Origin of the sequence: Streptomyces sp. NPDC005393 (genome assembly GCF_040606675.1) — a bacterium.
Classification (GTDB): Bacteria; Actinomycetota; Actinomycetes; order Streptomycetales; family Streptomycetaceae; genus Streptomyces.
The window spans coordinates 324,971-347,438 of record NZ_JBEXFG010000002.1 but is presented as its reverse complement, the minus strand read 5'-3'; the positions used below and the strand labels follow the sequence as shown (position 1 = coordinate 347,438).

Annotated in this window: 16 protein-coding genes; 13 read left to right on the top strand and 3 right to left on the bottom strand. The window is 69.9% G+C overall.

Going from position 1 to position 22,468, the window contains the following annotated elements:
* Position 1 precedes the first annotated feature (1 nt).
* The gene (locus ABZS71_RS03960) at positions 2-838 is read left to right on the top strand and encodes a DUF3159 domain-containing protein (protein ID WP_356207402.1); all 837 of its coding nucleotides are present in this window, start codon (positions 2-4) and stop codon (positions 836-838) included.
* A gap of 77 nt (positions 839-915) precedes the next feature.
* Here ABZS71_RS03960 and ABZS71_RS03955 read toward each other — a convergent pair whose 3' ends face one another.
* The 3 genes from ABZS71_RS03955 to ABZS71_RS03945 all read right to left on the bottom strand — a co-directional run bounded on the left by ABZS71_RS03955 (position 916) and on the right by ABZS71_RS03945 (position 2,547).
* A complete protein-coding gene (locus tag ABZS71_RS03955) occupies positions 916-1,593 on the bottom strand; it encodes a TrkA family potassium uptake protein (RefSeq protein WP_356207400.1) in 678 nt (225 codons plus the stop codon).
* 112 nt (positions 1,594-1,705) lie between these two features.
* Positions 1,706-2,374, bottom strand: a complete 669-nt coding sequence (locus ABZS71_RS03950) for a TrkA family potassium uptake protein (RefSeq protein ID WP_355845950.1) — start codon at positions 2,372-2,374, stop codon at positions 1,706-1,708.
* A gap of 5 nt (positions 2,375-2,379) precedes the next feature.
* Entirely contained in the window at positions 2,380-2,547 is a 168-nt protein-coding gene (locus tag ABZS71_RS03945; RefSeq protein ID WP_355845947.1) for a hypothetical protein, read from the bottom strand.
* 411 nt (positions 2,548-2,958) lie between these two features.
* Between ABZS71_RS03945 and ABZS71_RS03940 the strand changes: the two genes are divergently transcribed.
* The 12 genes from ABZS71_RS03940 to ABZS71_RS03885 all read left to right on the top strand — a co-directional run bounded on the left by ABZS71_RS03940 (position 2,959) and on the right by ABZS71_RS03885 (position 22,422).
* Positions 2,959-4,440: an ATP-binding protein gene (locus ABZS71_RS03940; RefSeq protein ID WP_356207397.1), complete on the top strand. Its 1,482-nt coding sequence runs from the start codon at positions 2,959-2,961 to the stop codon at positions 4,438-4,440.
* Positions 4,437-4,865: a roadblock/LC7 domain-containing protein gene (locus tag ABZS71_RS03935; protein ID WP_355845941.1), complete on the top strand. Its 429-nt coding sequence runs from the start codon at positions 4,437-4,439 to the stop codon at positions 4,863-4,865. The genes ABZS71_RS03940 and ABZS71_RS03935 overlap by 4 nt, the downstream gene beginning before the upstream one ends.
* Positions 4,862-5,218, top strand: coding sequence for a DUF742 domain-containing protein (locus ABZS71_RS03930; RefSeq protein ID WP_355845938.1), 357 nt, complete (start codon positions 4,862-4,864; stop codon positions 5,216-5,218). Before ABZS71_RS03935 ends, ABZS71_RS03930 begins: the two co-directional genes overlap by 4 nt.
* Positions 5,196-5,807 carry an ATP/GTP-binding protein gene (locus tag ABZS71_RS03925; protein WP_355845935.1) on the top strand — a complete coding sequence of 204 codons (612 nt, stop codon included), beginning with the start codon at positions 5,196-5,198 and terminating at the stop codon, positions 5,805-5,807. The genes ABZS71_RS03930 and ABZS71_RS03925 overlap by 23 nt, the downstream gene beginning before the upstream one ends.
* A 110-nt stretch (positions 5,808-5,917) precedes the next feature.
* On the top strand, positions 5,918-7,288 hold the full coding sequence (locus ABZS71_RS03920; protein WP_356207542.1) for a cytochrome P450: 1,371 nt from the start codon (positions 5,918-5,920) through the stop codon (positions 7,286-7,288).
* Positions 7,270-8,388 carry a cytochrome P450 gene (locus tag ABZS71_RS03915; RefSeq protein ID WP_355845932.1) on the top strand — a complete coding sequence of 373 codons (1,119 nt, stop codon included), beginning with the start codon at positions 7,270-7,272 and terminating at the stop codon, positions 8,386-8,388. Before ABZS71_RS03920 ends, ABZS71_RS03915 begins: the two co-directional genes overlap by 19 nt.
* A gap of 76 nt (positions 8,389-8,464) precedes the next feature.
* On the top strand, positions 8,465-10,534 hold the full coding sequence (locus ABZS71_RS03910) for an APC family permease (RefSeq protein WP_356207394.1): 2,070 nt from the start codon (positions 8,465-8,467) through the stop codon (positions 10,532-10,534).
* Between the two features lie 97 nt (positions 10,535-10,631).
* A complete protein-coding gene (locus ABZS71_RS03905) occupies positions 10,632-11,975 on the top strand; it encodes a TRAM domain-containing protein (RefSeq protein ID WP_356207391.1) in 1,344 nt (447 codons plus the stop codon).
* 453 nt (positions 11,976-12,428) lie between these two features.
* The gene (locus ABZS71_RS03900) at positions 12,429-17,717 is read left to right on the top strand and encodes a hypothetical protein (protein ID WP_356207389.1); all 5,289 of its coding nucleotides are present in this window, start codon (positions 12,429-12,431) and stop codon (positions 17,715-17,717) included.
* A gap of 434 nt (positions 17,718-18,151) precedes the next feature.
* A complete protein-coding gene (locus ABZS71_RS03895; RefSeq protein ID WP_356207386.1) occupies positions 18,152-19,978 on the top strand; it encodes a DUF262 domain-containing protein in 1,827 nt (608 codons plus the stop codon).
* Positions 19,978-21,018, top strand: coding sequence for a CBS domain-containing protein (locus ABZS71_RS03890; RefSeq protein WP_356207384.1), 1,041 nt, complete (start codon positions 19,978-19,980; stop codon positions 21,016-21,018). The genes ABZS71_RS03895 and ABZS71_RS03890 overlap by 1 nt, the downstream gene beginning before the upstream one ends.
* Before the next feature lie 162 nt (positions 21,019-21,180).
* Positions 21,181-22,422: a serine/threonine-protein kinase gene (locus ABZS71_RS03885; RefSeq protein WP_356207382.1), complete on the top strand. Its 1,242-nt coding sequence runs from the start codon at positions 21,181-21,183 to the stop codon at positions 22,420-22,422.
* The last annotated feature ends 46 nt before the right edge of the window (positions 22,423-22,468 follow it).

The window sequence follows — 22,468 nt, the reverse complement described above, 5'->3', positions numbered from 1 at the left end:
GGTGACGTCAGACGACACGACGACCCCGACCGATCATCAGGACGCCGCCGCCCACAGCAGAGCGGCGGCGGACACCGCGCTCCTGGAGGCGTTCGGCGGGGTGCGGGGCATGGTGGACACCACCGTCCCCGGTCTGGTCTTCGTCCTGCTGTACACCATCAAGCGCGATATCCACCTCGCCGCGCTCGCCTCGCTCGGGCTCACCGTGCTGCTGGCGGTGGCCCGGCTGGTGCGCAAGGAGACGCTGAAGCACGCCTTCAGCGGGGTCCTCGGGGTCGCGTTCGGCGCGATCTTCGCGATGATGTCCGGCGACGCCAAGAACTTCTATCTGCCGGGCATGCTCTACACCCTGGGCCTGGCGATCGCGTACATCGTCTCGGCGATCTTCCGCTACCCGCTGATCGGTGTGCTGCTCGGGCCGATGCTCAAGGAGAACCTCTCCTGGCGCACCCGCAACCCGGGCCGGTTGCGCGCGTACACCAAGTCCACCTGGGCGTGGGGGCTGATCCTGCTGGCCAAGTCGGCGGTGCTCTTCCCGCTCTACTGGTGGGGGGACGCCACCCAGCTCGGCTGGGTCAAGGTGGCGCTCGGCATTCCGCCGTTCCTGCTCTGCGTCTATCTCACCTGGATCTTCCTCGCCAAGGCCCCGCCGCCGATCGACGTGATCGCGGAGATGGAGGCGGAGGAGAAGGCCGAGCGGGAGCGGGAGCGCACGAAGGCCGAGGCCGAGAGGATCGCCGAGCCGGTGATCGCGGAGTGGACGGACCAGATCGTCAGCGAGGCCCGGACCCGGCCCGACGCCGTCGACCGCCGTCGGCCGCCGCGGCACCGCCGCTGACCGACGATCCGCGTACGCGAGGGCCCCGGGAACCGAAGAGGTTCCTGGGGCCCTCGCCCACGCGGACATCGCGGTGCTCAGCTCTCGGCCGACGCGCGCTTGACGGACAGCAGATCCTCCAGCTGCTCCTCGCGCGCCTGCGCCGCGACGAACAGCAGCTCGTCGCCGGCCTCCAGGACGTCGTCCTTGTTCGGGGTCAGCACACGGGTGCCGCGGATGATGGTGACCAGCGTGGTGTCCTCCGGCCACTCCACATCGCCGACCCGGGTGCCGACCAGCGCCGCCTCCGGCGGCAGCGTCAGCTCCACCAGGTTGGCGTCGCCATGGCTGAAACGCAGCAGCCGCACCAGATCGCCGACGCTCACCGCCTCCTCGACCAGCGCCGACATCAGCCGCGGGGTGGAGACGGCGACATCGACGCCCCAGGCCTCGTTGAACAGCCACTCGTTCTTGGGGTTGTTGACCCGGGCGACCACCCGGGGCACCCCGTACTCGGTCTTGGCGAGCAGCGAGACGACCAGATTGACCTTGTCGTCGCCGGTGGCCGCGATGACCACATTGCAGCGCTGAAGCGCCGCCTCGTCCAGTGAGGTGATCTCGCACGCGTCGGCCAGCAGCCACTCGGCCTGCGGCACCCGCTCCACCGAGATGGCGGTCGGCGCCTTGTCGATGAGGAGCACCTCGTGCCCGTTCTCCAGCAGCTCGCCCGCGATGGAGCGCCCCACGGCGCCCGCTCCGGCAATGGCAACCCTCACGGTGCCTCCTCGTTCGCCCCGCCGCGCCAGCGGCTGATGTCACTGCCGCCCATCCGGCGCACAGGTGCGGCCTTCGCTGTCCTGCGCGGCCCGGCGGCCGTGCGCGCGTCGCTCACCGACTGCCCTCCTCGGGTCCCTTGTCGAAGGCCGCCTCGACCTTTTCGACCTCATCGGTGCGCATCATCACATGCACGAGGTCGCCCTCCTGCAGCACCGTCTGGGAGGTCGGCAGCATTGCCTCGCCGAGCCGGGTCAAAAACGCCACCCGCACCCCGGTCTCCTCCTGGAGCTTGCTGACCTTGTGCCCCACCCACGCGGGGGAGGTGTGCACCTCGGCCAGCTGCACCCCGCCGCTCGGATCCCGCCACAGCGGCTCCGCGCCGGACGGCAGCAGCCGCCGCAGCATCTGGTCGGCGGTCCACCGCACGGTGGCCACGGTGGGGATGCCGAGGCGCTGGTAGACCTCGGCGCGCCGGGGGTCGTAGATACGGGCCGCCACGTTCTCCACGCCGAACATCTCCCGGGCCACCCGGGCCGCGATGATGTTGGAGTTGTCGCCGCTGCTGACCGCGGCGAAGGCCCCGGCCTCCTCGATGCCCGCTTCGCGCAGGGTGTCCTGGTCGAAGCCGACACCGGTGACCCGGCGCCCGCCGAAGCCCGCGCCGAGGCGGCGGAAGGCGGTGGGGTCCTGATCGACCACCGCGACCGTGTGTCCCTGCTGCTCCAGGGTCTGGGCGAGCGCCGCACCCACCCGGCCGCAGCCCATGATCACGATATGCATGCGTCCTACCCCGCACTCCCGACGACCGTGCTGATCTGCACAAACACCCTGTTCACATCTTCCTTCCAGGACCTACGGGGCGACAGCGGGGCGAAGACCCCGGTGGTGCCGGTGCCGCTGGGGACGCCGAAGTCGTCCGCCGCGGCGCCTGTCCCCACCGTATCCGTACCCATGGCGCGGACCTGCGCCCGCGCACGGCGGTCCCGAAATGAACGGGGTGACGTATGACATAGCGGCAAGTTCCCGCGGTGACCGGACTGGGGCCGGGGGTGGTGGAAGACTGATCATTTCCGGATGAGGACGAGACGCGAAAATGCTGTGGACGATCGCCCCAGGCCACTACCGTGGGGTGGCAATGGCGGTCCATCTGTGGTCCCGTTCTTCCATCTTCGCCCGGCATCCAGGACCTTCACTGAATCATCACGGCAAGCACCCCTGGCATCACGTGAGTTCGAACTCGGTTACGGTCGTCGGACACTCGGTCACGACGTGACTAAGATGATCGCTGTATTCCGTTTCCGGACGGGACATCAGGGCACTGAATCGTTCCCTCCGCGCCCGCGTTCTCCTGCACGAGGTTCCTGATGACTGATCACATAACCGAGGCGGTGAGTTGGTGTCTGGCCGTCGTCCTCCTCGTCGTTCTGGTGCTTCTGATACGCCAGCGACAGATCACCGCCGGCGTGCGCAGGCGCAACGCCACGCTCGAGGACAGCCTGCGGGCTCGTGACGAGGAGGTGAAGCACCTTGTCGAGGCGCGCCTTCCGGCGATCGGGGACGCGCTGAGCCAGCCCACCCCGCTGCCGGGGCTGCGCGACGAGAAGCTGGCCGGTACCGCCTACGCGCAGAGCCTGCACGCCGTCATGGAGCTGTTCGCGCGGGCGGTGGACAAGGCCCAGTCGAGGGCCGACGCGTCCGCCAAGGCGGCGCTCAAGGCGTCGATGCGGGCCGTCCAGGGGCTCGCCAACGAGCAGCAGGTGTCCATCTCCCAGATGCAGGACCGGCACGACAACCCCGATGTGCTCCGGGACCTCCTGGAGATCGATCACGCCAACGCGCAGTTCGGCCGCCGTGCCCAGGCCATCGCCGTGCTCTGCGGATCCTGGCCCGGACGCCAGCGGATGGCCTCCTCGCTGACCGATGTCGTCCGCGGTTCGAAGTCGCGCATCCGCGACTACCAGCGCGTCCAGGTGCACAGTCTGATCGACGTCGCCGTGGTGAGCCGGGCCGTGGAGCCCATCGTGCTCGCGGTCGCGGAGCTGCTGGACAACGCCGCCCGCCACTCACAGCCCAACACCAGCGTCGAGGTCAGCCTGCAGCCGGTGCACAACGGCGCCTGCATCGTGATCGACGACGCCGGGGTCGGCATGGACGGCCTGGAGGTCCAGCGGGCCGCCACCCTGCTGTCCGGGCAGCGCGCCGTGGACGTCTCCCGGCTCGGCGACCCGCCGCAGTTCGGCTTCGCCGTCGTGGGTCTGCTCGCCGCGCGGTACGGCTTCAGCGTCTCGGTGGACACCAGGTCCCCGTACGGCGGTGTGCGCGCCGTCCTGTTCCTGCCCAACGCGCTGCTCACGCACATCGACCCGGACATGCCGGGGACCGCCGCGGCCGCCACCGCCCAGGATGCCCAGGGGGCTGCCCCGCTGCGCACCCTCCCCTCCCGGCCGACCCGCGCCCGCCGCGCCGAGGCCCAGGCTCCGGCCCAGGCCCAGGCCCAGGCTCCGGCTCAGGAGCAGGAGCAGGAGCAGGTTCCGGCCCAGGCTCCCGCCTCGGCCCCCGCCCAGCCGGCCGTGGACGAGGACGCCACCCGCGTCCACGGCTCGACGGCGGGCGGTCTGCCCAAGCGCCGCCGCCGACAGCACCCCGCCGCCCCGCCGGTCGACGACTGGCCCACCGCGCCCGGACCGCAGTCCGGCGCGCCCGAACCCGGCACGGGGTCGCACCGTGTCCGCTCGGCCGAGGAAACTGCCCAGCGTATGGGCGCCTTCGCGCGCGGTACGCGCTCCGGACGCGCCCGTAAGCAGGACGCCGCCCCCCACAACGAAGAAGGGAATCGCCAGGCATGAACGACCACATGAACAACGAGCTCGGATGGATGCTCGACGAGGTCGTCAAGATGCCGGAGGCACGCCACGCGATCCTGCTCTCCGCGGACGGGATGCTGCGGGCACACTCCCAGGGCATCCCCCGCGACGAGGCCGAACGCCAGGCCGCCGCGCTCTCCGGGCTTCAGTCGATCAGCCGCAGCACCTCCGAGTTCTGCGACCGCGAGGAAACTCCGTGGCAGCAGACGCTCGTCGAGTTCGTCGGTGGGTATGTCTTCCTGATCGCCGCCGGTCCCGGCGCGTATCTCGCGGTCTCCGCCACCGAGGCGGTGGACATGGAGGGGGTCAGCTACCGGATGCAGAAACTGGTCGACAGGCTCGGCAAGGAGCTCACCAGCCCGCCGCGGCAGGGCATCGCACGGCAGGGCATCGGCAGCCCCGCATGAGTCCGGGGAGGCGCGAACGAGGATTGGTACGGCCGTATGTCGTGACCGACGGCCGTGCCTACCCGACCCGAAACACCTTCGACCTGGTGACGCTGGTCATGGCCCACACCGACCGGCCGCTGTCCGGGCTCAGCCCGGAGAAGCGGCGGGTCATGGAGCTCTGTCTCGGCGGGGCGCTCTCGGTCGCCGAGGTCGCCGGATATCTGGAGCTCCCCGTCAGCGTCACCAAGGTCCTGCTCGGCGATCTCGTGGACAGCGGCCACCTCACCACCCGGTCCCCCATTCCCTCGGCCGACCTGCCCGACACCCAGCTGCTGCAGGAGGTGCTCGATGGACTCCGCGCTCGCCTCTGAGAACGCGGTCTATCTGCCCCGGACCGTGCGAGTGGCGGCGAAGCTCCTGGTCGTCGGGCACTTCGCCGTCGGCAAGACGACCTTCGTCGGCTCGCTGTCCGAGATCCGCCCCCTGCGCACCGAGGAGACGATGACGCAGGCCGGTGCCGACATCGACGACCTCGCGGGCACCGAGGAGAAGACGACCACCACGGTCGCCATGGACTTCGGCCGGCTGACCCTCAGCGAGTCCCTGGTGCTGTATCTGTTCGGCGCCCCCGGACAGCAGCGCTTCACCCGGCTGTGGCGGGACATGACGTGGGGGGCGCTGGGCGCGCTCGTCCTCGCCGACACCCGGCGGCTGGAGCAGTCCTTCCCCGTGATGGCCGTCCTGGAGGAGCACGGACTGCCGTACGCGGTCGCCGTCAACCATTTCGAGGGCGCCCCCCGGTTCGCCGAGGCGGAGGTCAGGGAGGCCCTCGATCTGCTCCCGGAGACCCCGCTGGTGACCTGCGACGCCCGCGACCGGATCTCCTCGACCCACGCCCTGATCGCCCTCGTCCAGTATCTGCAGGCCCGACAGGCCCGCACCGCCCAGGAGAACGTGTGACCCACCGCCCAGTCACCGACACGACCGACCTCGTCCCGCCACAGGGCTGCCCCGCGCACGCGGCGCCGGCCGATGCCTCAGACGGCGCCGGGCCCGGTGCGAGCGTGCCGATGTACGGAGCCGACTTCGCCGCGGACCCGCACGCCGCCTATGAGCGGATGCGCACCCTCTACGGGCCGATCGCGCCGGTCGAGCTCTCGCCCGGGGTGTTCGGCTCGCTCGTCACCAGCTACCCGCTCGGTCTGGAGATCCTGCGCGACACCGAGCGGTTCGCCAAGGACCCGCGCGGCTGGCGGGCGGTGCACGACGGGACCGTCCAGCCGGACAGCCCGGTGGCCCCCATGATGATGTACCGGCCGAACGCCCTGTTCTGCGACGGCGAGGCGCACGCCCGGCTGCGCGGGGCGATCACCGACAGCCTGGACCGGGTGGACCCGCACGCGCTCAGCGAGTACGTCGAGCGCAGCGCGGAGACGCTCATCGACGCCTTCGCCTCCAAGGGCGAGGCCGACCTGCTGAGCGAGTACGCCGCGGTCATCCCGCTGCTCGTCTTCAACCAGCTCTTCGGCGCGCTCGCCGCGGACGGGCCCAAGCTGGTCGAGACCATGGGGAAGCTCTTTGACAGCGGCGAGGACGCCGCGCAGGCCAACGACGAGCTGCTGCGCTGGATCTCGGGCCTCGTGGCGAGCAAGCGCCAGCAGCCCTCGGCCGACGTCACCTCCTGGCTGATCGCTCACCCCTCGCGGCTGGCCGACGACGAGCTGATGCAGCAGATCATCCTGCTGATGGCCGCCGGCACCGACCCCCAGCAGAACCTGATCGCCAACTCGCTGCGGCTGCTGCTGGCGGACGACCGCTTCGCCGGTGAGCTGTCCGGGGGCAGCATGCCCGTACAGGACGCGCTCGACGAGGTCCTGTGGAGCGACCCGCCGCTGGCCAACTTCGGCACCCGGTACCCCCGGTACGACGTCGACCTCGCGGGCGTACGGCTGCGCAAGGGCGAACCGGTGGTCATCAGCTACGCCGCGGCCAACAAAGACGCCGCCCTCACCTCCGACCGCCGCTCCGGCAACCGGGCCCATCTGGCCTGGAGCGCCGGGGCCCACCGCTGCCCCGCGGAGCGGCCGGCCCGGGTGATCGCCTCGGTCGCGATCGAGCGGCTCCTCGACCGCCTCCCGGACATCGAGCTGGCCGTCCCGGTCGAGCAGCTGGTCTGGCGGACCGGCCCCTTCCACCGCGCCCTCGCCGCGCTTCCCGTGCGTTTCCCCGCCCAAGTTGCCACTCCAGCCGAACCGCTCCCAGCATCCGCCTCCGCATCGCACCGATTCGCTGAGACCCCTGGAGACAGCCGATGGAATCCGCCCGCCCCATTGCCCTCGACCCCACCGGCAGGGATATCCACGCCGAGGCAACCAGAGTCCGAGAGTCCGGAGAAGCGACGCCTGTTGAACTCCCTCACGGCGTGGTGGCGTGGGCAATAAGCCGCCAGGCACTGCTCAAACAACTGCTGACCGATCCCCGCGTCTCCAAGGACCCCCGGCAGCACTGGTCCGCGTGGATCAACGGTGAGATCTCGCCCGAGTGGCCCCTGATCACCTGGGTCGCCGTGGAGAACATGTTCACGGCCTACGGCACCGAGCACAAACGGCTGCGCACCCTGGTCTCCAAGGCGTTCACCGCGCGCCGCACCACCGCCTTACGGCCGCGCATCGAGCAGATCTGCGCCGACCTCCTCGACCAGCTGGCGGCCACCCCGCCGGGAGAGGCGGTCGACCTGCGGGAGGGGTACGCGTACCCGCTGCCCATCCAGGTGATCTCCGAGCTCTTCGGACTCTCCGACGAGGCCCTGCGCACGCGGATGCGCCACGTCGTCGACAGCATCTTCCACACCTCCGCCACGCCGGAGGAGGTCACGGCCACCTACGCCGAGATGTACGCCGTCCTCGGGGAGCTGGTCGCCACCAAGCGCGAGCGGCCGGGCGACGACCTGACCAGCGGCCTGATCGCCGTGCAGGAGGAGGAGAGCGACTCCAGGCTGAACGAGAAGGAGCTGGTCGACACCCTCGCCCTGATGCTCAGCGCCGGCCACGAGACCACCGTCAACCTCCTGGACAACGCCATCCACGCGCTGCTCACCCACCCCGAGCAGCTGGAGCATGTGCGGGCCGGCCGGGCCTCGTGGGACGACGTGATCGAGGAAACGCTGCGGTACGCCGCCCCCGTCGCCAACCTGCCGCTGCGGTACGCCGTCGAGGACATCGAGCTCGAGGACGGCACGGTGCTGCGCAAGGGCGACGCCATCCTCGCCGCCTACGCGGCCGCCGGACGCGATCCACAGGTGCACGGCGAGAGCGCCGAGCGCTTCGACATCACCCGGGACCTCAAGAACCATCTTGCCTTCGGCCACGGCGTCCATCTGTGCCTCGGTGCCCCGCTGGGCCGGATGGAGGCCGCCGTCGCGCTCCCGGCGCTGTTCGACCGCTTCCCTCGACTTTCCCTCGCGGTCGGGCAGGACGGGCTGCAGCCCGTTGAATCGTTCATTTCCAACGGTCACCGCACCCTGCCCGCCCGGCTGAGCTGACGGCCTCCCCGCCCGGCCGCCGCCCTGGGGGTAGGCGGCTGGGCGGGGGCCGGACCTACCGCTTACGATCCTCTGCGTGTCCAAACTGACCGACCTCCCGAAACGGATCCTCATCGGGCGGGCGCTGCGCAGCGACAAGCTGGGGGAGACCCTCCTTCCGAAGCGCATCGCACTGCCCGTCTTCGCGTCCGACCCGCTGTCCTCCGTCGCGTATGCGCCGGGGCAGGTGATGATCGTTCTGTCCGTGGCGGGTGCGTCGGCCTACCACTACAGCCCGTGGATCACGATCGCGATCGTCGTGCTGATGTTCACGGTCGTCGCCTCGTACCGCCAGAACGTGCACGCCTACCCCAGCGGAGGCGGTGACTACGAGGTCGCCACCACCAACCTCGGTGCCAAGGCGGGCCTGACCGTCGCCAGCGCCCTGCTGGTCGACTACGTCCTCACGGTCGCCGTGTCCATCTCCTCCGGTGTGGAGAACCTCGGCTCGGCCATCCCCTTCGTCGTCGAGCACAAGACGCTGTGCGCGGTCGGCATCATCGTGCTGCTGACCCTGATGAACCTGCGGGGCGTACGGGAGTCGGGCAAGCTCTTCGCGATCCCCACCTATGTCTTCGTCACCGGCGTCTTCGCGATGATCCTGTGGGGCGCCTACCGCGGGTTCGTCCTGGGCGACGACATGAAGGCCCCCACCGCCGGGTACGAGGTCCACGCCGAGCACACCGGGCTGGCCGGCTTCGCGCTCGTCTTCCTGCTGCTGCGCGCCTTCTCCGACGGCTGTGCCGCGCTGACCGGCGTCGAGGCGATCAGCAACGGCGTGCCCGCCTTCCGCAAGCCCAAGAGCCGGAACGCCGCCACCACGCTGGCGCTGATGGGCGGTCTCGCCGTCGCCATGTTCTGCGGCATCATCACGCTGGCCCTCGCCACCGACGTGAAGATGGCCGAGAACCCGGCGCGGGACCTCCTGGACAAGGGAGTGGCGCTCGGCGCCGACTACACCCAGAACCCGGTGATCTCGCAGGTCGCGGCCGCGGTCTTCGGCGACGGCTCGTTCATGTTCGTGCTGCTCGCCGCGGCCACCGCACTGGTCCTCTTCCTGGCCGCCAACACCGCGTACAACGGCTTCCCGCTGCTCGGCTCGATCCTCGCCCAGGACCGCTATCTGCCCCGGCAGCTGCACACCCGCGGCGACCGCCTCGCCTTCTCCAACGGCATCGTGCTGCTCGCCTCGGCCGCCGCCGTCCTCGTCTACCTCTACGGCGCGGACTCGACCCGGCTGATCCAGCTCTACATCGTCGGCGTCTTCGTCTCCTTCACCCTCAGCCAGACCGGCATGGTGCGGCACTGGAACCGCCATCTGGCGACCGAGCGCGACCCTGCCGTGCGCCGCCATATGGTCCGCTCCCGCGCCATCAACGCCTTCGGCGCCTTCTTCACCGGTCTGGTGCTGGTCGTGGTGCTGCTCACGAAGCTCACCCACGGCGCCTGGGTGGCCCTGCTCGGTATGGTCATCTTCTACGCCACCATGACGGCCATCCGGCGCCACTACGACGGCGTCTCGGAGGAGCTCGCGGCGGCCACCGAGGAGCCCGACGAGGAGGAGGTGCGCCCCTCCCGGGTGCACTCCATCGTCCTGGTCTCCAAGATCCACAAGCCCACGCTGCGGGCCCTGGCCTACGCCAAGCTGATGCGGTCCCACCGGCTGGAGGCGCTGAGCATCAGCGTCGACCCCGTCGAGACCAAGGCGCTGCGGGAGGAGTGGACCGAGCGCGGCATCGACGTCCCGCTGAAGATCCTCGACTCGCCCTACCGCGAGATCACCCGGCCGGTCATCGACTACGTCAAGGGGCTGCGCCGGGAGAGCCCGCGCGATGTGGTCTCCGTCTACATCCCCGAGTACGTGGTCGGCCACTGGTACGAGCATCTGCTGCACAACCAGAGCGCGCTGCGGCTCAAGGGCCGGCTGCTGTTCACCCCGGGCGTGATGGTGACGTCCGTGCCCTGGCAGCTGGACTCCTCGGAGCCGGCGCGGCAGCGGGCGCGCAAGCGGGCCGAGTGGAACGCGCCCGGCGCGGTGCGGCGCGGCCCGGTGACCCCGGTGAAGCGCGAGAAGCAGGGCGTCAAGTCGCAGGTTCCGGGCCGGTAGGCCCCGGAACCCGGCCGGGACGGGGTGAGGGCCGCGGCACGTAGACTGGTGGGCTGTTGTCCCCTCACCCCCTCACCCCTCTGGAGCCGAGCCCGCCATGCACAGTGAATCCAAGGCGTCGCTGGTCGGCGAGGAGTACGAGGTCGAGGTCGGCCCGGTGGCGCACGGCGGCCACTGCGTCGCCCGCACCGCCGAGGGCCAGGTGCTGTTCGTACGGCACGCGCTGCCCGGGGAGCGGATCGTCGCCAAGGTGACCGAGGGCGAGGAGGGCGCGCGCTTCCTGCGCGCCGACGCGGTGCGGGTGCTGGATGCCTCCAAGGACCGGGTCGAGGCGCCGTGCCCGTTCGCCGGACCCGGCAAATGCGGCGGCTGCGACTGGCAGCACGCGGCCCCGGGCGCCCAGCGCAGGCTGAAGGCCGACGTGATCACCGAACAGCTGAGCCGGCTCGCCGGCCTCACCCCCGAGGCGGCGGGCTGGGACGGCACGGTCGAGCCCGCGCCCGGCGACAAGGTGTCCCGCGGCGAGGTCCCGGCGTGGCGCACCCGGGTGCAGTACGCGGTGGACGAGCAGGGGCGGCCGGGGCTGCGCCGCCACCGCTCCCACGAGGTCGAACCGGTCGACCACTGTCTGATCGCCGCCCCCGGCGTCACCGAACTCGGCATCGAGAAGCGTGAATGGCCGCAGATCGCCTCAGTGGAGGCGATCGCCGCCACCGGCTCCCTGGACCGGCAGGTCGTCCTCACTCCGCGCCCCGGCGGCCGGCTGCCGATCGTGGAGCTGGACCGGCCGGTCTCCGTACTACGGGTCGGCGAACCGCGCGGCCGTGAGCGTGCCCGGACCGTGCACCGCGTCCACGGCCGCCCCTTCGTCCGCGAGCGCGCCGCGGGCCGCACCTGGCGGGTCGGCGAGGGAGGCTTCTGGCAGGTCCACCTCAAGGCGGCGGATCTGCTGGTCGAAGCCGTCATGCAGGGCCTGATGCCGCGCAAGGGCGAGACCGCCCTCGATCTGTACTGCGGGGTCGGGCTCTTCGCGGGGGCGCTCGGCGAGCGGGTCGGGGAGCGCGGCGCGGTGCTGGGCATCGAGTCCGGCAAGCGCGCGGCCGAGGACGCCCGGCACAACCTCCAGGACCTCGACCGGGTCCGGATCGAGCACGGCAAGGTCGAGCAGGTGCTGCCCCGTACCGGCATCACCGAGGCCGATCTGATCGTCCTGGACCCGCCCCGCGCGGGGGCGGGCAAGGAGACCGTCACCCGGCTGGCCGGCCTGGGCGCACGCCGTATCGCCTACGTCGCCTGCGACCCGGCGGCGCTCGCCCGCGATCTGGCGTACTTCCGGGAGGCGGGCTACTCCCCGCGGCGGCTGCGCGCCTTCGACCTCTTCCCGGTGACGCATCACGTGGAGTGCGTGGCGATTCTGGAGCCAGCCGCGAAGGGGGTCTGACCTGCGGTTTTGGGGGAAGTGATGATCGCTTTGACATGTTTCCCGAGCAACATCAGGTGGACTGGGGCGAAGATTATCGAGAACCGCGTGACCAGCTGCTTCCTTCAGCACGGGGGATGAAGAGCAGGTGCGTGTCCCGTGTTCGTCGGCTTGCGACTGACCACCCTGACGCTCTTTCGACGCTGGTGCTGACGGTGGATCAGGTCGAACCCGCACACCGCTTCCCTGGACGCAATCGCTTGCTACCGGTGACCCGATTTGAGTGGAGCCTTCGGTGCGAAGGCGATGAGGCAGCGCGCTTGAGTGCGAGTAGAGCAGTGAGGGTGGCCGGGTACCTATGTGCCGCTCGATATGGAATTCACCAGATTTCATGCCCCCTTATTCGGTTGGATGACACTGCCAGGTCTGGCTTCTGGCGGGCACAGGGCTGTGCACGAACGAGGGGGAACAGCCATGACATCGATGTGGGATGCCGCGGAGAGCGACGGATTCCGGGCGGCCGTACTCGCTCTGACCCGGCGGCGAGTCGAGATCTACCGGGACGCCGGCGAGACGTGGCGCTTCGCTGAGAGCCTGAAGTCCGTCAGCGAGGACACCGCCCAGGAGTATGAGGGCCGCACGATCCTCGAACTCGTCCAGAACGGCCACGACGCACTCGGTCAGGCCGCCCCGGGAAGGATCGCCGTCCTGGCGGTCGCCCGGGAGGAGGGCGGCGTCCTCTACGTCGCCAACGAAGGGGCGATGTTCGCCGAGGAGAACTTCCGCGCCATCACTGAGCTGGCCCTGTCGAGCAAGGCGGCGGGTGAGGGGATCGGCAACAAGGGCCTCGGCTTCCGCAGCGTGCTGCAACTGACGGACTGGCCGGAGATCTACTCGAAGTCCTCACCCGATTCCCCGGTGTTCGACGGCTACTGCTTCCGCTTCGCCAGGCCCGAGGACGTGCGCACCCTGGTGGACGACCCGGCACTCGCGGCCCGGGTGATCGAGGACGTCTCCCCGCTGGCACTACCGGTACCGGCCGACGTCACCGACCCCGTACTCAAGGAACTCGCCGAGGACGGGTACTCCACGGTCGTACGGCTGCCGCTGCGCGACCGGCACGCCTGGGGACGCGCCGTGGCGCAGGCGCAGGACATGGTGAACGGCGAAGCGCCGCTCCTGCTCTTCCTCGACCGGGTGGCCGAACTCCTCGTCGAGATGCGCGACGGCTCCGACACCGCTTTCCGGCAGGCCCTCTCGCGTACCGAGCGCACATCGGACCTGGTCACCGCAGGCGACAACGACTGGGTACGGGAGGTCGACCTCGCCGGGGCGGGCCGCTACCTGCTGGCGCGTCGCACGCTCGATCCCGAGGCCCTGAGCGGAGCGATCAGCCGCAGTGTCCAGGCGCGCGAGATCGACGCCGCCTGGGAGAACTGGGACGCCGAGGCCTGGGTGGCGGTCGCGCTGCGCCTCGACGCACCGCTCCCCAACGGCCGCATGTACACCTTCCTGCCGATGGCCGACGGCGTCCACGCCCCCTTCCCCGGCCACGCCCATGCCCCGTTCTTCACCAAACTGGCCCGCCTCGACATCAGCGAGACGGTGGCCCTCAACGCCTTCCTCCTCGACCAGCTCGCCGTACTGACATGCGAACTGAGCAGGCGCATCCGCTCGGAGACCCCGCACCTTCTCGCCGCGGACCTCGTGCTCGACCTCACGTGCTGGGACGTACCGGACCGGCTGGACGCGGCCCTGGACGGAAGGCTCGCCGCCGAACCGATCGTGCCCCTGCACGGCAGGGAGGCGTGGGGCTCGTTGCAGGACTCCTACGGATGGCCCGACGGCAAGCGTTCCTGGCGCGTCCTCACCGCCGAGGCGCTCACGAGGGCCGGAGCCGACCTGCTGACCCCGTCCGTCGGCCCTGTCCGCCACACGCGCCTGGACAAGCTGTGCAGAGCCGTCACCTCCAGGGCCTTCCGTCCGCCGCCGCTCCTGGCCGCCGAGTGGACCGAAACCGTGGCCCGGTCACTGCTCGGCGGCACCGAACCGGCAGGACAGGTATGGGCGGACTTCTACAGCGACCTGTCCCATGCGTTCGCCCGGGACCAAGGCGTGTTGCGGGGCCGACGCATCATTCTCGACCAGGACATGCGGCTGAGAAGCGCCCTCGGCGGCCGGACCGAGTCCGGCAGGCAGGACGCGACCGTCTTCTTCCACCCCGAGCCCGACGACATCGCGGACGGCGACGCTGCCGCCCGGGTCCCGGGTGACCTCAAGGCGCTCCGGCGCCGTATCTCCTTCACTCACCCGGCGATCGCCTGGGACAGCGCCGGGCGCGGATTCCTCGAGCGCAACGAACTGGTGCGCCCCTACCAACTGGACCGCGTCTTCGACGCCCTGGACGACCTGCTCTCCGGCCATCCCTCGGAGGCGCTCGGCCGCGACGCCCTCACCTTCGCCTTCCGGCAGTACTCACTGCTCACCCAGGCCCAGCGTCGGCGGCTGGCCCGTATCCCCTTCCGGCTGCCGCTGGCCGACACCGGCCGGTGGGGCAGAGCCGCACGCTGCTCCTTCTCACCCGCCTGGGGCACCGAGGGGGCGCGGCGACTGGAGCGGTTCCTCGCCGAGGGAGGATCCCGGATCCCGGCTCTGGCCGCGCAGCGGGACCAGTGGATCAGTGTCCCCGACGACTGGCCCGCGCCGGTACGGGACCGGGCGGCCTACACCGAGTTCCTGGAATCCCTCGGTGTGTGCGACGGCCTGAGGCCGGGAGCCGTCGGGGAACGACTCGGAGCCCGCCAGGGACACGAACTGCGGCTCGCGGGACTCGCCGCGGGCTTCGGGCTCGGGGACACGCTCGCCGATGCCTGGTGTGCCGATGTCAGGAGCGGATGGACCAAATTCCAACACCCTTACACGCTCTATGAGTTCACGCACCCGCCTGCCCACCTGGCGGGAGCGGCCGAAGTGGCCGGGCTCGGCCCGGCCGCTCGACGCGAGTTCGCCGAGCTGTTGATGCACGGGCTGCGCACCTGGGGTGAGGAGGTCTTCACCGTCATCGTGCACAGGCCCACCTACACCTTCAAGGACGCGCACACCTGGCCCACTCCTCTCGCCTCCTACCTCCGAGACATGGCCTGGCTTCCCGTGGAGGAGCCGGACGGCCCGTCCTGCGTCGCACCCCGGCGGGCCTGGTTCAGCACCGACGGTGAACTCCCGGCCTTCGTCCCCGCGTTGCCCTTGTCGACGCGCCGCCTGCTCACCGACAGGGGTGTCGTCGAGCGGATGCTCCGGCTGGGCCTCCGCAGGTGGGAAGATCCGCAGCACGCAGGGGCGGCGGTGAAACAGCTGGCTGACGTGCTCGACAAGGGCGACGTGCCCGAGTACCTCAGTGTCTCCTTCAAACGGCATTACGAGCGGGCGTGGTCGAACATCGCGCGGACCGGCCGGTGGCCCTGGGCGCCGGGTGAGCAGGTCCGTCTCGCGGTCAGCCGCACCAACGTGCTCGGCGCCTTCAGCCCGTCGTCCGACGAGGTGCCGGTCATCGTCTGCGACGAGGCGGACCCCTTGAAGGAAGCGCTCATCGAGCCGGCGGGGCATCCTGTCCTCGTCGCCCCGGCGGAGTCCGGTGACGTCGTCGTCCGCCTGGCCGAGGCGAACGGGCTGAGGGCGCAGCGCACGTCGGCCACCCACGTGCAGGTACGTCATCGTGACGGCGCCCCCATCACGCCGTCGGGTCAGGCGGCGGTGTTCATCAGGGGGCGGGAGTGGCTGGTCACCGTGGTCGCGCTGGCCATGGAGCTCAAGTCCGGGGCGTTCGTGCGCCGCAGCGAGCGCGGTGTGCGCGCCGCACTCGAACGGCTTCGCGCCCTCCGCGTCGTACACGCCGACGACGTGGAGATCACCGTCTCCGGGACGCCGGCCGAACCGCCGTCGTCGACGCGAGCCCTGCCGCTGCCGGACGACGAGCACCCCACGGTGGTCGTCTGGAGGAGCGACGAGGGCTGGGACGAGCTACAGGCGGCGACGCCCGCCGTCGCACAGCTGCTGGGCAGGCCGTGGCTGCAGGATGCGCTGGAACTGGTCCTCGTCAAACTCGAGCGGAGCTTCGGCGGCAACAGCCCGGCGCTCATCGACGACAGCACCCTCGCGGCGGCGCTGGACACGACCGAGGCCAAGGTCACCGAGATCCGGCGCAACCTCACCGGTGACGTGCAGGACACGGTGAGGCTGCTCCGGCCAGTGCTGACGTGCCTGGCCGCCGACGCCTGGAGCGAGGAGGCCGCCCACCTCCTCGGCCGCGCGGCCGGCGAGCGCGAACTCGCCGGGTTAATTGACCGGTTCGCGCCCGGTCTGCCGCTGCCGTCGGCGGAACTGGTGGCACTGGCCCGCTCCTGCACCAAGCCGGCGGAACTCAGGGACGAACTGGGGATCGACTTCCAGCAGTTCAACGCCGCACTGGCCGCCCTCGGCCCCGGGTACGCCCCGGAGTACTACCCCGACCGCCATGAACAGGTTTTCGGCGACTTCGTGCGTGCTCGTTCCGGGAGCCTCCTCGACCGGCTCCGCGAGCGGTACGCCGTCGCCGCGCAGCGGGGCGAGGACATCTCCGGCTACGCCACGGCCCGCGGTCTGCACGACCTCCAGCCGGACCCGGACTGGCTTCCTCGCTTCATCACCCCGCCCGAGGAGGCGATGCGCGAAAGGGTCCGGGAATGGCTTCGGGGGCACGGAGCCGACGACGACTTCGAGCGGCCCACCGAACTGGAGCCCGTTGACCGGCTCCGCGCACGCAACGCGGCCGCACTCGACGCGCTTGTGCCGACACTGGCCCCCCTGGTGACCGCCTGGTGCCGCCGTCACGGCGTCCAGGTGCCCGGGGGGTGGCACGGGGCGGTGCTGCTGGAATGCAGGAGCCTCATCGAGGGAACCGGGCTCGGCGACCTGCTGCCGTTGAGCGAGGAGCAACTGCTCGACGCGGTGGAACGTGCCGTAGGGTGGCCCGCCGGAATGCCGCACGCCGCGGATCCCGCGGCGCTGGGCCTCACCGACAAGGACCTCGCGCAGACGGCGGCACGGGCCCGGGACTCCGGTGGGTCCGCCGTCGCCGCTCCGCGCACGATCACCATCGGGGAGGCCGAGGTCAGGGTCGGAAACGACCAGCTCTCCACCATCGCAGACATCGCCTCCAAGACCATCGACGAGGCATTCCTCGCCCAGTCGGGCAGGGTGCGCCTCGACACCGTGGGCGGTGTTCCCCGGCCACGAACCGGAGGTGGTTCCTCCGCCAAGCCGCGCATCGTCGTCGCGAAGACGAAGCGGACCAGCGAGGACCAGCGGTCCGCCATCGGCCTGGTCGGAGAGGTGTCGGCGCGCGCCTGGCTCCAACGCCACTACGCCGACGTGAGGTGGGTCTCGGGCTACGCGGCCGTCGTCAACCGTGACGGTGAGGCGTCCGACTCCCTGGGTTACGACTTCGAGGTCGCGTGGCAGGACACCACCCGCCTGTACGAGGTGAAGGCGTTGAGTGAGCCGTACGCCGAGCGGGTGGAGTTCGAACTCGGACCGTCCGAGGTGGACGCGGCCCGCCGCCACGCCCGGGGCAACCGCTACCGCATCCTGTTGATCACCTCGGCGCTCGTCCCGGAGGGACGGCGCGTGTTCGACCTGCCGAACCCGTTCTCCACCCAGGGGCGTGACCGTTTCAGGATGGTGAGCCGGGGGGTGCGCTATCAGTGCTCGCCCTTGGGGAAGGGGTAGCGCGCGGACCGGCACAGGCAAGGCTCAGTCGGCCGGCGAACGGCCGCTGCATCCGGGAATGGGCATGGCCTTCCGGGTGGTGCCGCCCCCCGGGGTGCTGGCCTGGGTGACCGTTCGCCGGCAGCGTCTCACGCAGATGGCAGCGACTTCGCGCAGCGCCTCCATGAGGAACATCGGTGGCTGCGCGAGCAGCCACCGAACGCGTGACAGTGGCGAACTCGGTGGTAGACACTCAGCGTAAGCCGGATCTCACCTATCCCGGGCAGACGAAGCGGCCGTCTCGACGCACCCTCGGCACTGGACCCATGTGACGGCGACTTTCAGCCCGGCCCGGCTACCCACATGTGACGTTGCGTCAAGTACCTGTTGACGGCGCAAGTTTCCCTTGGTGCAATGCCTTGTCCGCGAAGACGCGAGGGTGGGGAACGGGGCACGTGGCAGGGCTGGACAGTGCAAATCTCAAGACGCTTCTCGGTGACGTCGCCTCAGGAAGGCTTCAACTCCCCGACTTCCAGAGGGATTGGAAGTGGGACGACGACCGCATCAGGGCCATCATCGCGACCGTGACGCTCGATTACCCCCTGGGTGTCACGATGACGCTGGAGACCGGTGGTGCCTCCCGCTTCCGTACCAGGCCGCTCACGGGTGCGGAGTCGGTCGCCGAGCGGGATCCCAGTCTCCTGCTGCTGGACGGCCAGCAGCGTCTGACGTCCCTCTTCCAAGCTCTGCACGTGGCAGATACGCCAGTCCGGACCGTGGACACACGGGGTAAGTCGGTCCGCCGCTGGTACTACGTCGACATAGCGAAGGCGACCGGTTCACCGTCCGACCGCGACGAGGCGATCGTCTCTGTGCCGGAGGACCGCATCCTGCGCAGGGATTTCGGGCGCAAGGTCGTGCACGACCTCAGCGACACCGCGGGTGAATGCGCTGCGGGGCTGTTCCCCCTGCGGATCGTCTTCGACACCCAGAGGGTCAATGCATGGCGTCGCGAGTACGAGAGGGCGGACGAGGCGCAGAACTTCGATCTGTGGATCAAGTTCGAGGACCAGGTGCTGCACCCCGTCAGGTCGTTCCAGGTGCCGATGATCAATCTGTCCTCGTCGACGTCCATGGACGCCGTTTGTGCTGTCTTCGAACGAGTCAACACCGGAGGCGTCCCGCTCAACGTCTTCGAATTGCTGACTGCTACCTATGCCGGTGATCGTGGGTACACGAGTCGCACGGGGGATTACTACGACCTACCCTCCGTATGGCGTTCGATCAAGGAGCATGTGGCGGAGCGGTACCCCGTGCTCGGCCGCCTGGAGGTGGACCTCGACGACGGTCTGACCAACAGCGACTTTCTCCAGGCAGTGGCCCTGGTGCGGACGTGGAACCGCAAGCTGCTCGATTCCACGGTGGGCGTCTCCTGCAAGCGGCGCGATCTATTGGAGCTCCCACTGGAGGACTTCCAGGAGCTCGCCCCCCGTCTTCGAGATGCTTTCGAATGGGTCGGGGAGTTTCTGTTCACACAGTGCATCGTCCAGGCCGCGGACCTGCCGTACCGGACGCAGGTGGTTCCACTGGCCGCGGTCCGGGCGATCCTCGGTGAAGAACTCGACAACCCGGGCGCGACTCAGAAGATCACACAGTGGTACTGGTGCGGCGTTCTCGGTGAGATGTACGGCGGCTCGACGGAGACCCGGTTCACCCGTGACGTGGAGCAACTGATCGCGTGGGTCCGTGACGACGGCGAAGTCCCCGACACGATCACCGACTCCTTCTTCGTCCCTGAGCGCCTGTTCAGCCTCAAGACCCGCAACAGTGCCGCGTACAAGGGCATTTTCGCGCTCCTGATCCGCCAGGGTGCTGTGGACTGGCACTACACCGAGAGCCCGATGGCTCCGGGCCGGCTGGTGGAGTACGGCGTCGACGTGCACCAGATCTTCCCGAAGAACTGGGTGCGCCGGAATCTCGACGAGCGCTTCCCGGCCAGCTCCATCATCAACAAAACGCCGTTGTCACTTCGGGCAGCCCAGGCCCTCAGTGGTGCCCCGGCTGCGTACTTGGAGCCCCTTGCGGCGGCGGCCGACATGCGCTCCGAGTGGTTCGACGACGTGATCTCGACCCATCTCATCGATGCCAAGGCGCTGCGGGCCAACGACTACGTCGCGTTCTTCGAGGCGCGCGCCTCTGCGCTGGAGGACCTGGTCTTCCAGGCCATGGGCAAGCGCACCACGGTCGTCCGCGGCACTGCTGACGAAGAGGGGGAGCGCTGATGAAGAAGCCGACGACGGCAGAGCTGATCGCCCTCAAGGGGGCGGAACTCGCGCTCTCCGACCTGCTGGCCTTGTACGAAGTGCGGGTGCGGCAGACCGGCATCATCCGGGAGATGAACGAGTCACTGGCAGCTGCCGGACTGACGACGCTTCCCGACTTCTCCACCTGTCCGACCCTCGCCCGGGTGCGGCTCGTGCCGGTCGCGGCCACCACGACTGTGGCACCCGAGGAAGATCCCGCCGTGCCGGCTGATCCGCTGCCGCCGGGAGCGCTGCCGCAGCGCCTGCTGCTGGGGGAACTGCCCTCGGCCGTGGTCGGTCTCGAGTGCGTCCCCCCTGGTGCCGAGCTGAGCCAGGCCACCTATCTCATGCGCTACGAGGGTTACAACCAGATCCCCGTGGTCAGCAACATGACCGAGCTCCACGGAGTGGTCACCTGGAAGTCGATCGCCCTCATGTACGAGAACGGCTGGGAGACGACTCTGGAGAACGCCATGCAGCAGGAGTCCCTGCCGGTGTTCGACAGCAGGGAGGATCTGTTCAGCTGTCTGCCCATGCTCGTCGATCAAGGGTACGTGCTGGTGCGAGGGCAGGACGGCCGAATATCCGGCATTGTCACGTATCAGGAGATCGTCCGCCGGTTCCAGAACACCGCCCGGCCGTTCTTCCTTCTCGGTGAGATCGAGTCGCTGCTCCGTCGCTGGCTGGGTGCCCGTCTGGACGCAGAAGCGGTCATCGCCGTGCAGGCGACCAACCGTAAGCCGGAGCACCGCACCGGCAAGGTGGAGGACCTTATGTTCGGCGACTACGTCCTGCTCCTGGACGGCACTCAGAGAAGGACCGCACTGGCTCAGCGTGCCGACGCCAACTGGCTCGCCCTGGGCCGCCCTGCACTGGACCGCGGCCAGTTCGTCCACCATCTCCAGCGTGTGCAGATCATCAGGAACAGGATCGCTCACTTCGACGACGATCCGCTGCCGCGGGAGGACATGAGGGACCTGACCTCGTTCGCCCGGCAGCTTCGGGACTGCGTACGGTGAGCAGTGGTTCGAAAACGGGCGCCGTTCCTGGCCGGCTCCGCGTTCGCCGATGTCAGAGCCCGCGAACCCGATGACGGCACTCCGGCCGCAGCGATAAGGTGAACCTTCGGTGAAAGTGTGACGTGCCGGGACAGGTGGGCACGAGAGGGTGACGCGGCAGAGATGACTGAGGTGCCCGCGCAGATCGGCCGGTACACGGTTGAGCGCGAGCTGGGCGCGGGGGGCATGGGACAGGTCTATCTGGCCTACTCGCCCGGCGGCGACCCGGTCGCGGTGAAGGTGATCAGGAACGACAGACTCGATCAGGCGACCCGAGCGCGGTTCGAGAGAGAGGCGCTGATCGCCCGGACGGTCGTCGGAACCAACCGGGTGGCCCGTTTCCTTGACGCCGACCCTTACGCCGACGAGCCGTGGATGGCCGTCGAGTATGTGCCCGGGCTGACCGTCCACGAGCAGGTGGAGAGGGCAGGGACCCTCCCGGTGCCGCTGGTCGCCAGCCTCGGCGCGCTGCTCGCCGAGGGACTGGAGGCGGTGCACGCCGTCGATCTGCTGCACCGCGACCTCAAGCCGCAGAACGTGATGCTCGGCGAGTACGGCCCGATCCTGATCGACTTCGGGCTGGGCGCGTTCCTGGACGCGGGCAAGGACACCCTCACGCACGACGGCATGATCATCGGCACGGTCCGCTGCATGCCGCCGGAGCAGGCACTCGGCCGTTCCCGGGTGAGGACGCCGGCCGACGTGTACGGCCTGGGCACGGTCCTGCTGTACGCCGCGACCGGCCACTACCCGTACGACGGCCGCGGCTGGCCGGCGATCGTCGCCCAGGTGACCGACGAGACCCAGCCGCCGGACCTCTCAGGGCTGCCCAAGGCGCTCGTCCAGTTGGTCACGGCGATGCTCGCCCACGCTCCGGAGAACCGGCCCGCGCTCGCGGAGGTCGCGGACCGGTGCGTGGCGCTGATGAAGGACGCGGGGTTCACCCCTGTCGAGGCGCGATACGCACTGATCGACGTAGCGGCTCCCTCCGGCGGAGGGGACGGTCGCGCCGGGCCCTCGCCATCGGTGTGGGAGCGCATCGCAGTCCAGTACGGCGATGCGCCCGACGTGCACACCCAGGTCGTGGACGAGGACGGCGTTGACAGCCCGTTGGACCGCCCTGCCCGCCCCGACGCCGCCGAGGACGGGGCGGAACCCGAGTCCTCCGGTGCGGCAGGGGTGGACGAGACCCACACCGGGTCCGCGGTCGTGCCGTCGGACGCCAGTGCGGATCGTGGGGACGCCGCCTCCCGTCCTGCCGAGCGGGCGCCTGTCGAGCCGCCCCGCAGGCCCGGCCGGAAACCGGCGTCGCAGAAGGTGGCCGAGGAACTGAGAGCCCGGTACGCGATGCAACCGGCCCTGTGACATGCGGTGAGCAGGCAGGGCGGTTCACAGGAGTGCCGAGGCGGCG